Origin of the sequence: Pseudomonas sp. FDAARGOS_380 (genome assembly GCF_002591235.1) — a bacterium.
In the GTDB taxonomy this organism is placed as follows: domain Bacteria; phylum Pseudomonadota; class Gammaproteobacteria; order Pseudomonadales; family Pseudomonadaceae; genus Aquipseudomonas; species Aquipseudomonas salmasensis.
Map to the genome: position 1 here is coordinate 3,487,524 of NZ_CP023969.1, position 13,132 is coordinate 3,500,655.

The following is a 13,132-nucleotide window of genomic DNA, read 5'->3' on the forward strand; positions in this document are numbered from 1 at the left end:
GCAGGCCGCGTAAAATCACGCAAGGTGGGTTAACCGGGCGCATACCTTGGAAGTAACAAGGGCGCGGGATGGGCGGCTCGCTTACTTAATGACTGCGAATATGAGGAGCTGCCCGGAGCGACTAAAGATTTCTTGGCTGGTATCTACAAACTGTTCCCTCGTCCTGTAGAAGCGGAAGAGGAATCGCAGCCTGATGATGCTTGGTTGGATGATCCGATATGACCGAAGCGCGTGATTTGCGCGATACAGTTATCGCCTGCGAGAAGCACATTTTAGTATTAGGCGGCCCCGGAAGCGGCAAAACTACGTTAGCTTTGCGTAAAGCGGTCCACCGGATCAGGCAGGGATTGCTTCCAGGGCAGTCCGTCTTATTCCTCAGTTTTTCACGTGCGGCTGTGGCTAGGATCGCAGATGCGGCGAAGCTAGAGAACACGACGCATGAAAAGGATTGCCTTTCAATCCAGACCTTCCATTCATTTTTTTGGACCATTCTTAAGGCGCACGGTTACCTGCTTGGGGCTCCAACTAAGCTATCTATCTTGCTTCCCCAAGATGAAAAAGCTCTATCGGCGGGTATCGACGATGATGATGTAGGTTGGCCTGCTTGGCTGGTGGAGCGCGATCGCTTGTTCAGGGAGGAGGGCAGGGTCGCGTTCGATCTTTTTGCTACCAACGTAGGCGATTTGCTAAAGAGCAGTAGTTACCTGCTTCAATCGGTCGCTGCTAAGCACCCACTCATCATCGTGGATGAGGCGCAGGACACCAGCGAGCCAGCGTGGAGCAATATTCAGCTTCTCGCGGCGAGGTCCCAGGTGATGTGCCTGGCTGACCAAGAGCAACAGATTTTTGACTTCTTGCCTGGCGTGGGACCGGAACGAATCTCCGTGATTCGCCAGGTTTTGCAGCCTTTTGCTGTGGATTTGGGAGCGCAGAATCACCGTAGCCCGAATTCGGAGATACTTTGCTTCGGGAACGACACGTTGAATGGCGTCGTTCGTGGGGCGCCGTATCAAGGTGTATCACAGTTAATGTACCGCCCAGAAAATCCCACCCCTAATTGGAATCATTTGCTGCGTCGTGCTCTTAAGGAGCTGTATGGCTCCATTATCGAGCAAGCCGGCGCCGTGCCAGGCACGATCGCCATCCTGGTCGGTAATAATCGCAGCGCTTTAAGGATGTCTAATGCGCTCAACGCACTGGAGCCTAATGTTGGCAAAGCCGTTCAACATAAGCTCCATTTTGACGAAGCAGAATCTCTGCTTTCAGCACGGTTAGCTGCCTTTCTCCTAGAGCCAAAAAAATTAGAGAACGAAGCCTTTGACATAGCATCTAGCATGGATCTAATCGCTGCGGCCCGTAATGCCACGGGCCAGGCAAAAGCTGCTATTGCCACGCTGAAAGCGCAGGCTCTGCAAATGAGGCAGGGAAAGCAGTTGAAGATCAATCTCGTAAAAGCATTGCGAGGTGTGCTGGTGACCCTATCTGAGTCTCCGTTCACGGGAGATCCCGCTTACGATTGGCTGGCGGTGAAGGGTGCGCTGCGGGGAAGTGGCCAGAGCGAGTTGCTCAGAGTGGCGGACCAGCTTGACTACCTTGTGGCCTTCAGGCGTGGTCACCGCATCTCTGCCGCATTGGCAGCGGAGTGGATCCGCGACGGGAAATACACCAATGCTCGGGGTGCCCTCGATCAAGCTTTGGCGCAGGAACAAATTCTTGATGGGGTTGAAGCAATACCTGGTCTTCAGATAATGAATATCCACAAGGCTAAGGGGAAGCAATTCGACGGTGTGATCATAGTTAGAGAAGCAAAGCGGAGTGCCAACGGAGTGAGGTCGTCCTTTGTGTGGAGAGACGACGATCCGCCGTACCCCAAAAGTCGAAGGCTCCTGCGAGTGGGCATCACGCGTGCTCGAACGCACCTCCTACTGCTTAATCCCCTGTGGCCTGTATGTCCTCTCTTAAAAGGGCAGCAACTATAATCGGCTCAACTGAAAAACAAAGATATCTGAATGACGGGCTGACTCGCTTGACCAAGCAGTGGCCAAGTGGAATTGAGCAGCTTCCGGTAGAAGTGGCAACCAGTTCAATCACGGAAAACGTGATGTCCCGACGCATAGAGCGATGTTGATGAGGCGGAAGGTGCTTCAGCCAGTCTTTCTCAAGGCTGAAGCTAGACCAGCTTGGGTGCCGCCAGTGAGGCGTATGCCGGATCAGTCTAGCTCAGGCTGTCAGGCTACCAGATTGGGCAATGGAAGTGGCGAGGGTACGAATAATGAGAAAAATTCTTAATAAAGCATTATTTGTAATCAAAAACACATACCCGGCTTTGCCGGAAGGTAACCAGGGTTGTTCGGCGGAAGACCTCTAAGAGGTATTTTATGTATATATATACAGTATGTCAAGAGAAAAATTAACCTCCCTGTGTTGACTTTTATGTGAGGGTGGGGTATGTATTTTGGTTTGTGTATCAAAGCTCGACTTTGACTTTCGGCAAGCAATTGTCAGTTGAATGAGGAGGGTGTCGTGTTTTGTCGCGGTGTGACGCTTTTATATGGCCTATAAAGCGTTTCTTGTTGATAGTTATGCACGGGTGGCGGTTGATCTACATCGTCCAGCCTGCGCGCTTGTAGGTGGCTCCTGCTTTTTTTATGACGCCGCCTGTTGGGATGCGAAAAAAGCCAGAAAAGCGACGCAACTTTCCACGGCACCGCACCGCATCCTTGACTCTACGGCTTCTTGGTTCATCGCTACACTGCTCGGGCTCGCACGGGCTGCGCGTCTTCAGGCTGGATCAGATCCAGTTGCAAACGTCTTCACACAGCTCACTCAGGAAGCTGGCAGAGTCTTGGTTGTCCTGCTCGTAAAACGCTGTGAGGGTGAGTAATGCTGCTGAGGAGACGTTTAGAAGCGCGGCCAATTCGACGATGCGTTCTAAAGTTGGCGAGTGGATTCCTCTTTCCAGTGCGCTGATATAGGTCCTTACGACGCCCGGCTCAAACGCCTCTTGTGTCATTCCGCGGGCCTTTCGTATCTGTCTCAAGGCCTTACCAAAAGCGAGCTTCACGTCCATCCTCAAAATACCCCGAGCAAATCCGGACATAAGAAATTTGCTTGGAGGTAATTTCTACACTGTATACCATTCATTTTTATCGAATCGCTGGTATCCTCTCTGCGACATACTGGGCACCTAAACGTGGAGATATTTCATGATTGGCGACATCAATGACGCAATCCTGAGGCTAAAAAGTGACGCTGGCGACCTGCCGTTCACCGGCTATCTCACGAATGCTTACGTCGAAGATCCTCCAAGCGTCAAGGGCGAAATTTGGCGGCACATTCGAGCCGAACCCTCCGGGAAATTCGCAGACGGTCATCGCATCGAGACATCGCGAATGGTTGAGATTGAGGTCCGTGGCGAGAGCATGTGGGTGGTTACAGAGCAGGGAAGTCGGTATGGCATTCTTTCTATCAGCCCGATCGGTTGGATCTATTTCAGCAGCATCCTCCGTATTAATGAGCGTCTAAATCCCGCGCCAGCGCAAACTCCTCGATTCATAATGGATCTCCAGGCTGTTGATTCGCCGCTGCCGGAGCTTCGCGGCCTTCGGATGAGATCGCCCAAGCAGCCCGATCCTGCTGCTGTGGTGAACTCTTCGTCGATTCGTCGTGTTCTGGATCCGAGCGCGCAGCCGCCCGAGGTTGAAAGTACGGAACGATTGATCGAAGCCTTGAAACGAAATGGCGTGCGCTTTGTGACGCATTAGCGATCTGTTAGGACATGAAAGCGACGTAGGCTCGACGAATTTTACCTCAGTCGTTATGCAGGATAATTCACGATATTACTCACAAGACACAAGAGCGTTTCGAAGTCATCCACGAACTTTCCGAATTCGAACTGACCTGGGCCTGTGGTTGCCGTTAGCATGTGTTCAACGAAGAAACCAGCGAGCAGCTGGATATCGTGCCTATGCAGATCAGGGTATTCGTGCGTCCTCTTACACCATTGATCGCGAGTAGATGATGTGCATCCTGCAACACCTAATTGCGGCTACAGGGTTGGCAATTTTTCAAGAGATGGGCGAGATGAAGAGTACGGTATTCAGATCGAAATTTTCGCTAAAAACATCGTTAGAAAGCGCTGCTGAACCCGGACTCGTTCCTCTACCACAAAGCAACAGAGTATGAGTCTGGGCTGATCGGATGCCACGAGCCTCTCAGCCGAGCGATGTTCGGTAACCACATAATGATAATGGTCGAGACCCTCGGGACACTGCTTGACCCTGACATCATTGGCCAGTCCAAATGGGCCGCAGGCTTTCATCTTTGAAGCTTAAGCACATCGTCATGGCTCTCAGCCGAGTGCCAGGAAAATGAAACGCTATCGAGCCGCATTTTGCCCGGAAATTAAAACGGTGGATCTGCTAGCAGACTGATCGAAACTCCCACAACGGGTTGGCAAGATGCGTTCACATCAACCACCAACCACTACCGGAGCAACTATGTACTACACCCCTACGCTCGACGACGCTTGCCATGTGCTCACTGGCCCGGACAACTGACTGGCATTGCTTGTAGTTGCGTCGCACTGACACTTGCACACTGCAACTTAGTCTGGCCAGACAGCTCAGATTTGATCAGCTCGACAGTGCGCAGCACCTCCGTGACCAATGCCCTGGGATCAGACAAGCAGTCCATTTTGCTGGCAACGTTGTCCTGGTAAAGGCATGAGTACCAATTGAACGCATTCCAATTCCGCCAGATCAGGTGCAAAGGCAATTGTGGCGTTTGCGCCAACAATCCTCCATCGCTCGCCAGTTTCCCGCTACTGACCGGCACCACGCCATAATGCAGCGCATCAGTAGCAACCTCGATTCGTAGCAGCATTCCCTCGACACCAATGTCGAAAAACTGCCCCACGTGCTTCAACCTCAATGCCTTGGGCAAGAACCACTTGCGGCAATTCGCCTCGCTACTGTCATGCCCGGTAAAGTCAATCGGGGATGAGATGAGCGTACAACGTTCTGATAATGCGTGCCGCACAGCATCAAAGAAGCCGAACAATACTGTCCCCTTCGCATGGGGCAGTGCCTGGGCGATGGCCTCGGCAGCCTGCAAATTGTCGTCGGCAATAAGAAGTTCGATCAGTGCATTGCGTGTGGTATGGGTCATGGCTCGCCCGGTGATTTTTTGGACCAGATTCTTGTACTGGATCAATGCATGCTGAAGTGCCGGCGTCGCGCTTGAGATGGTGACGCACTGCTCAAGCCAGTCGAGGATGTGTTCCTGGTACGACAGTCGACGGTAGCTCACGCCGCAATGACTGCTTGGGTGCGCCTCCGTGCCTTTCTTTGTTAGGTACCACAACTGCCACTGCTTGCCTGAGGCCTTGCCAATATCGTCATAACGCTTGAGTTGCTGGTTACCGTCAAGGGCGTCGATCTTGTTTTCGATCAGGATGAGATGATCTCTCAGGTGAATCACCACATCCACACGACCGTACCCCGCGAAAATCTGCTCCTTTTGCACCCTGGCGTCGCTGAGGCTGCATTCGTGTTCAAAACCCGTTGTCGACAGGAACAGGTCAAGGAAGTACACACCTTTACCGTGACGGCCTTCTGGGCTCAAGAGTTCTGCGATCATCGCCGAGTGAGTGTTGACCTCGGCCCGCTCGATTCGAGTGATGGAGAAGAGGTTGAACAGTTCACCGCTTGCTGCGAGTTTGGCGTTCGTCTCCCTCACTAGGCTGCCGGCCTGATTCAACAACAGTTGTACTTTCTCCATGCTCACTGTTTCCCCAGAATCGGATTCAGTATTTTTCGTAGTTCAGACTCGATTAACCCAACCCCGAAGTAAGAGGTCGGCGGCGCCTCGAAACTCAGATAACTATATGTAATTTCCACGTCGCGAATTAAGTGCGGTCTTGCCCGAAGTTTAAGTGCATACGTTCCGGACTCCAGGAGCGATTCGACGTGATTTTTGATTCGATCAGCTATCGACACTCGCTTCCCTAAATAAAATGGAATCGGTTTGCCTGCCGCCAATGCCACTAAGTGATGCTTCGCCCGGCTCGGGTAATAACGAGGGATTTTTTCGTCATGCGCTTTGGCCCGTATTGTTCCCCATAGCTCACCAAATTCGCCAAGTTCCGCTGCTGTGGAAAACTTAAATTTCGCTTCGAAGTAATAAATCCCAGGCTTTGTAGGCAGGACAGGAAGCTCAACATCCTCACCGAGATCAAGCGTTTTTTGGGTTTCTCGCAAGTGTTGGGCAAGTGCAGTAATTGGCGCATTTTCAGTCAGTTTTGAATGAGCACTTACCAGTTGCTTCAAAGCCGCTTCAAGTCTTTCCAAAGGTCGCTCCCAAGTTCTGAGCACAAAGAGGCACCCAAGAGTGCGTGTGCATGGTGGTGTCCTCCATGTCGCTGGAGGGTAAGGGTGTATCAGTCTCAGTGCGCCGTTGCCGCTATTCGCCCCGTAGCTACCGGTCACAGATCCTGCATATCCCATAGCAAATCAAGGCTTACGTCAGCGCATAACAAGTGCATGCAAGGTATGGAACAGGTGCTCGATAATTTTTCCAGCGGATACATCTGTGTCAGCCTTCGATGAGACTGTTGTGTACGGCCTGTACCCCGGGTAAAACGTATCCTGCAAGCCCAGCGCTTGCACTTGCTGTAACCGCGTGGGCATGCAGGGTGCGGTGCTGGAAAGCACCAGGCAAAGGATCGCCGCCTCTCGCAATGCCCCCCTCGGCCGCCCGTCATTCGATCTGGCCAATGCTTCAAACAACTTATGCAGGAAGCAAGACAGATGAAACAGTTCGTCTTCGTCCAACTCAAGCACGTGGCGCCAGGAGACGTTGACATGACAATTGAAGCGGTGTTGTTTGTCGATTTCGGGTAGAGCCCGTCCCAGAAAAAGACACTCACTGGCTGCCATCAGCACATCGGGCTGTACGTCCTCTACGACAAAGGCAAAGCCCTCCAGTCGATGTGCTTCATCAGGATCTGCCGGACTGTGATGCAACATCATGGATGGCAAAACAGGCTCTTTGGATGACGCGTCGCACAACTCAGCCTTGATAAAAAAGCCGAGTGCGGCCAAGCCGTTCAGTGCTCGCAGAATAATTTCGACCAGTTGCTGACGGTAATCCCGGTTGAGTTGACCTTGATGGTCGAAGATGTGACCGTCAACTTCCTTGATCTCCCAGAGGATGTTATGCAAGTAACCGGTTGTTTCGTGATACCAGTATTTCAACCTCCGCGCGTCCTCGCCAACCGGCTCCATCAATGCCACAGGAGGTTTGATTTGCCGCAGTTCCTGCAATTCGCCTTGCAATCGTATGACTTCCTGCTCTGACGCCTTGAGCCTAGCTTGCAACTGCCGGTCGCGAGACTTGATGCTGGCGGCGAGGTCTTGCCCCACCGCGAGCTTGCCCAGTCGGATTTGCCCCGGAACTGGATTATCAAAACGGGCAACCGGAAGCCGCTCGCCCGGCCCCAGCAACTGGTCACACCAGTGAGCGAAGGTCAGGTCCTTCGACGCGCTCGCAGACAAGCGGCCCTTCAGGGCACGGTCAAGCACCACCTCTTCCACGTCGGTAAAGTCTGCCAATACACCATATTTGCTCAGAATACTCAGTTGAGCTGCCTTTGCCTTGCTCTCTAAACCCACAGTCGCTCTCCCTGCCTCAATGCTGTTTACCGACAAATCGTCGAGAGCATGCCAGCAGGCTGGGCAAACTGCCAACATCGCGCTAGCTGGATGTATCGGCCGATTAATTTTGCCATCCGTACTGGGAGATCTGAGTAGGGTTAAGTTTGCTGCTGCAAGACAAGCCTCTTATCACTCGCTACTGGATAAGTCGTACGCAACGTACTGACATGCTCATCGCGGCTAACCCCTAGATTTCAGATGCCAATTGCCTTGCGAGTCTTCTAGCGGTTAGCGCCCGGCCCCACGACTAAATACTCGCTTCACCGACACCACGAAATTACGCGGATTCCCATAGTATTTGCCAAACGTCTCAATGCCGATGGTCGAGCAATAGTGCTTACCGGCGAGCATCAGCGTCTCTCTATCTGCCGCCTATCATCGCGGGCAGCTGTCGGCCCAGAGTGTGAAAAAATGCGCGCGTGTAATGTCGGCGCGCAGCGCCGACGGCTGTTAGCCGAGTTGCAGCTCGCGTTAAGCCCTACGGGTCGTCACTATGGTCGTGGAGGCATCAGCGAGGCTTCAAGCCTGCCAGGTAAGCAAAGAAGCCAAGCCATTTAGGCCGACTACGCTTTCATTAAGCTGCTGGCGCCGAGGATCTTCATAACCCGCTTCATTTTGTAGGCGAGTACCTGTCCATGAATGGCGTTAGGAACCGCGTCTGACCGACTTCTGCCGGTCAAGGATACCCAGAGTGCTGGTCTAGTCCGATGAAAGCGACTGGTGAGGTCCATGCGTTATACAAAAAAGAATTTTACCGACCGTAACGCATTTTTTTTACGTAACGTAGAAGTGTTACGAGAAAAAAAAGCGTTACGTCACGGTGGCTCAGGGCCGTGAGAGGGCTCCGAGTCGAAAGATGTCAGGACCGAGTCCCGCTACCCACAAATCTAGGGATGGGTGATTAGCATTGTGCAAAATTCGCACTTTGCAATTGGGGATCTGGGTGCATCGGTGCCACCATCGCCCGACAGTTCTGATAGATACTAGATCGGCTCCAAGCACTCAGTGAGTAGTCAGCCTTTACACCCGTATTGAAGGACTTAGAGGTGTCTGTATCAGGAATCAGAACCCGCCACTCATCTCCACAGCGCGTCGACGGAGGCGCGCGATCATAACGCTGGTCTCCGGATGTGAGTGCGCCATTCGATATGGCAGTGAGGCCATACGACTTGAGCGTTCGGTTGAGAATAATCAGGCTCTGTTGGAAGGGTGGCAGCGCCCTCGTTGCGATGGAAATGTGGTTACGCACGCAGATCGCGCTTTCTACGGATTGAGGATCTAGTCGCCAAGGTGGCGCGGTTAAGGCCGCGCTCGTTCGTATATGTCTATGGTTTACGCTCCTCAGCTCCACAACGATGTTGGGAAAATGCTCAATTCTGCCTAAAGCTCGCTGGAGGATTGCAGTGGATCGATATATCCAACTTACATTGTCATCTGGGCGATTGCTAATCGCGGGCATGCCTTGCAACCTATTTTTTAGTTCCGGATCGCACGGGTCTCTAAACGGCACATCACTCTCACATAACTAAGCTGGCTGCATTCAGCGCTACCCTTCTAGCCTATGCTAATCCAAAGCTTTTGTTCCCAGCGATAATTGCAGTTTCTCCGGTGTGCACACTTTCCTAATGCACTTGTCACGCCGATCGATAATTCAATAATCCCGTTTTTCCCCGCGCTGGGCGAAAAAATCTTCGAGCCACGCTTCAACGTAGACCTCCACAGCTCTCCAATCTATAGCTGTCCTCGCGTCTTCGGGGATACCAGTTCCGTAGTATTCAGTAATATGGGAAGCGGCAGTGTCAAGAGGCATGCGCTCTGGTAATTCAGTGACTAGGAAGTCGGCAACATGACGCGCGCACCAGTCTTTTTCAGCAAGAATTTCCAAACAGCCTTCCAGGCTGTTGCCAGCAAATAAGTAACTCATAAATTTGGGACTCGATAAATAACCTGAACGTACTATATCGAAAACTGAATGTGGTTACCAATCAAAATAAGCGCTTTAAAGTATTTTTATCTTTGATGATTTTTATAGTGTGTAGTCATAAAATTATGATGGGAAATTAATATGAGTCGCGTGTGAGGTTTCTATGGGGGGGGTAATGAGTTGCTCAGCTTGATGGGACTCATACTCCACTTTGTTCTCCAAATAAAAGATGGCACATACTTTCGATGAACATGAGGTCGGGGGCGGGGGGGGGGGGGCTCACGGCAGCCCTTAGCAAGCTCAAGCAACCCGAGCTATTGTGTAAGCATAGGCGCTGATAAGGTTCCTCATTGAGGAGAGACATAACGACTACTTCGACCAAATTGAGCCGCAATTTTCTTTGCAGCATCACCGAATCGCTTTTCAAAAGCCTCGCGCTCCTCTAGCGATAAGCCTTCAATTTTTGATGCCGAAATTACGCGTTGCTCAGCCAGCTCAGCCTGGTTTTTGGCCTTCAGGTGAGCGCAGGTATCGAACCCATGTGGACGTTCCGGACCATTCTTAGCGTCCTGATCAATCTGATTTCGCATTGCAGGTTAGCTCCGTTAAATACCGACTGAAGGGGAGGTCTCGGATTTTCGACGATATCAGGTCTGTAGGCCCAGGCTGCTTGATCAGCTGCGTATCGACTAAATAAATACTGGAGTGACGTCTGATCACAACCTAGCGGATGACCTGATCAACTGCACCTCTTTTTTGATTTTATTGAACAGGGTTGTCCCTTGGTCGGCGGGGGAAGGGATTTGCGCGGAGTCATCTTTTTTGATGACATACCCTATACCCCGGCTATCTAATGCACAGCCAAGCGCAGAGTGAGCTACAAGCATCTCTCGGGCATCTTCGGCGCTACAGAATTTTTTTCCGCTGGTATGAATTGTATACAGTATGCGTTTGCACATGTTAAATAAGTCAGACTTTACTTCGTTCGTTGCAATCAAAATGTTTTCGAGGCCTTCTCTGTCTAGATCGGGTTCTGGAGTGAGTTGGGTACCAGGGTTTATTAAAATTCCACCTAGTATCACGCCGCTAAACTCACCGATCTTAGTTTGAGATTTACCCATCGTTGATTTGGTTTTTGCTTGAGGTATACCTCCGTGCATTCCCTCTGAAGCGTTGCTTAGAAGCGCAATATGTATGAGACGAATTTGCTCTTCTCGCCAATTTGTGAATCTCTCGGCGTCATCAGGAGGTATTTCGCAATGCTCGATTTTTTGTTCGTGACTAAATTCAGCAATTTTAACCGTAGAGTTTTTCCTGGCTCCTTTTATGAGGTTGCTTTTTTCGTCATAAGCAACAATGCTTGAGCTGACGGTTTTGAGAACTATGCAGCGGTCGCAATTTTGGGTGAGCTTTATATACATACGCGTGCCTTTTTATTGTTTTTTATTTTTCAATTGTAACATATACGCTTGAAGTTGGAGTTAATGTTTTCTGTTTGAAAGTATTATTTTCAATTCTCGTGAGTTGCAATGTGGTTTTGAAATTGTGCTTTTTCGATGGGTAGTGAGCGTTGTGGGTGTACTAGTAATCCTATTCTATCCAAGGCTTCAACAAGGCCGTTATCGCGAAAATACATTTGAGTCTTATTCAGTTTTTCTTCTAGGTTTTCTATCGTCAGGTTTTGAATCGAGATAGTACCTGATGGCTTGATATTATTCGGTGGTAGTAAGAATATTTTGAATATCGGCGTCTGAAAATGCTTTTGCAAAAGGCGTAGCATGTTTTTGGTGCCAAGATTGACAATGGTTTCCCAGGTCTTCATTTCGTTCTTGCCATTGGGGCGGGTTGGGGGGGTAAAGTTAAAGTTAAATTTGAAGCCGATTTTATAATTATTATCGGTTTCTATGGAAATTACACCTTCTCGATTATTTCGATTAATGAATTCGCGAGCTTGATTTGACAGATGGGTTACTGAGGTCATTATGCCGACGCTTACAGTTTTTACATCCCGCTCAAACTTCGATACCGCTGGGAGCGTAGGGTTCGCACCGAGTCCCAGGGTGGCTTCATCGCGAGCTGGGGAGTAGTTTAGTCTTCCACACAGGGCCCCGAACGTTAGCACGGTTGACATGATCTTACTTCCGCTTATCCATCTGCCGTCCTCAGAGTTAAGCTTATAGCTGAGACCCTTAATTTCTCCTGTGGTAGTGAGCACGGGCTTTATCTGCACGCCGCGCTTTGCCATTGCATGTAAGAAGTCACTTACCGTTTCAGGATGGCTGGACAGAATGCTTTTAGCGATTGCACGAATGATTGACGCTTGGTTTTTGTTATTTACATTGTCTCCAGGAGAAAGAGTCGGCGTTAGCTCATACTTTTGCTCTAGGACTCGTACAATCTCCATGCCGCGCTCGAAATCGTTCTTGTTGGCTAAGAGTCCATAATGGGATGCTAAGCTGCTATCTTCGAATCGTAATTGGACTCGGCACAGTGCGATATGGACATGGCTATGATCAGTGTCGTTATGGCAAGCTGCAACCCACATCATGCTATTATCGACCCCCATGCCCTCCAGGAATTCCCTCGTGAGCGATTCAAACTCAGTATCTGTGAGTTGGTCTTGGGCGGGTAGAGATAGCACGTGATGTTCTATAAGCTTTTCCCCATTGCCGTGATAGCGTTGTATTTGTATATTGAACTCGTCCTCTAATTCTCTGGTATCAACAACTCTAATATCGCCTCTGTATCCTTTGAACGGGGAACCACTAACGGCGCTTCCACCGAGGTATTCTATGAACGGTCGTTTGTCGATCTCTTTAGTGTTTGCTGCAAAGATGTAGCGTATAAGTGTTTCGCAAGATTGGAATGTGTGGGCTTTTTTGTAAATCATAATATATGCTCATTATTATTATTGTTGTTTGTGATTCTTTACAGTTTTTTGGGGGTGGCAGGTTTAAAAGCTTTTCCTCCGATTGCAAAGTGTTCAAGTGCTGATAAGCTGGTGGTCAGTTCAGCGGGGAGTCGAACGTTTAGGCTGAGTAGTCTCAAATTTTCAATTTTGCTTAGTAAAGCTTCTATGTAATCATTTCGAGATTCTATCTCGTGAATGATATATCGCTCGTACCCCGTATTCCTCTCTAGTTTGTCAAAGGTATAATCTTTGGCGAAGCGAGAAAGGCTTTTGTATTTGTTCATTTTAGCCTTAAGGTTAACTTGCTCGAATTCTCGTTCATTGAGATGCATTGTGATACGTCGCGATGCTTTTTCCGTGTCCGCCTTTTTTGGTCGGCCATTTTGTTTCTTGGTCAGATCGATGATCATGCTTTTTCTCTTGTTGTTATTATAAATGCGCAGAAATCGAAGATTTTGAGCACTAGCCGTTTCATGCACCAAAAATTTATTTTTGAAGCTCGAAACATAGCTTGCTTAAAATATCTTTATCTAATTATACATTTAATTTTTTGACTGTGGTGATGTGCTTTTGGGTATTTAT

Annotated in this window: 11 protein-coding genes; 2 read left to right on the forward strand and 9 right to left on the reverse strand. The window is 49.9% G+C overall.

The genetic code is table 11. The features are described from left to right. The first annotated feature begins 218 nt into the window (after positions 1-218). The gene (locus tag CRN80_RS16380; RefSeq protein ID WP_098950584.1) at positions 219-1,979 is read left to right on the forward strand and encodes a UvrD-helicase domain-containing protein; all 1,761 of its coding nucleotides are present in this window, start codon (positions 219-221) and stop codon (positions 1,977-1,979) included. Between the two features lie 812 nt (positions 1,980-2,791). On the opposite strand, the gene CRN80_RS16385 is transcribed toward CRN80_RS16380, so the two are convergent. After that, a complete protein-coding gene (locus tag CRN80_RS16385; protein WP_178081022.1) occupies positions 2,792-3,070 on the reverse strand; it encodes a helix-turn-helix domain-containing protein in 279 nt (92 codons plus the stop codon). Between the two features lie 136 nt (positions 3,071-3,206). Between CRN80_RS16385 and CRN80_RS16390 the strand changes: the two genes are divergently transcribed. After that, the gene (locus tag CRN80_RS16390) at positions 3,207-3,764 is read left to right on the forward strand and encodes a hypothetical protein (RefSeq protein ID WP_098950586.1); all 558 of its coding nucleotides are present in this window, start codon (positions 3,207-3,209) and stop codon (positions 3,762-3,764) included. Between the two features lie 775 nt (positions 3,765-4,539). On the opposite strand, the gene CRN80_RS16395 is transcribed toward CRN80_RS16390, so the two are convergent. The 8 genes from CRN80_RS16395 to CRN80_RS16425 form a co-directional block, all read right to left on the reverse strand. Next, positions 4,540-5,781, reverse strand: a complete 1,242-nt coding sequence (locus tag CRN80_RS16395; RefSeq protein ID WP_098950587.1) for a PD-(D/E)XK nuclease family protein — start codon at positions 5,779-5,781, stop codon at positions 4,540-4,542. Between the two features lie 2 nt (positions 5,782-5,783). Further along, positions 5,784-6,350, reverse strand: a complete 567-nt coding sequence (locus CRN80_RS16400) for a hypothetical protein (RefSeq protein ID WP_138183533.1) — start codon at positions 6,348-6,350, stop codon at positions 5,784-5,786. 174 nt (positions 6,351-6,524) lie between these two features. Beyond that, positions 6,525-7,673, reverse strand: a complete 1,149-nt coding sequence (locus CRN80_RS16405) for a hypothetical protein (RefSeq protein WP_098950589.1) — start codon at positions 7,671-7,673, stop codon at positions 6,525-6,527. Between the two features lie 1,693 nt (positions 7,674-9,366). After that, positions 9,367-9,639, reverse strand: a complete 273-nt coding sequence (locus tag CRN80_RS16410; RefSeq protein WP_098950590.1) for a hypothetical protein — start codon at positions 9,637-9,639, stop codon at positions 9,367-9,369. Between the two features lie 347 nt (positions 9,640-9,986). Further along, positions 9,987-10,229 carry a hypothetical protein gene (locus tag CRN80_RS30715; protein WP_138183534.1) on the reverse strand — a complete coding sequence of 81 codons (243 nt, stop codon included), beginning with the start codon at positions 10,227-10,229 and terminating at the stop codon, positions 9,987-9,989. A 126-nt stretch (positions 10,230-10,355) separates the two neighbouring features. Further along, positions 10,356-11,060, reverse strand: coding sequence for a hypothetical protein (locus CRN80_RS16415; RefSeq protein ID WP_098950591.1), 705 nt, complete (start codon positions 11,058-11,060; stop codon positions 10,356-10,358). A gap of 89 nt (positions 11,061-11,149) precedes the next feature. Further along, positions 11,150-12,529 carry a relaxase/mobilization nuclease domain-containing protein gene (locus tag CRN80_RS16420; RefSeq protein ID WP_098950592.1) on the reverse strand — a complete coding sequence of 460 codons (1,380 nt, stop codon included), beginning with the start codon at positions 12,527-12,529 and terminating at the stop codon, positions 11,150-11,152. Positions 12,530-12,567: 38 nt separating this feature from the next. Further along, entirely contained in the window at positions 12,568-12,960 is a 393-nt protein-coding gene (locus tag CRN80_RS16425; protein WP_098950593.1) for a hypothetical protein, read from the reverse strand. Between the last annotated feature and the right edge of the window lie 172 nt (positions 12,961-13,132).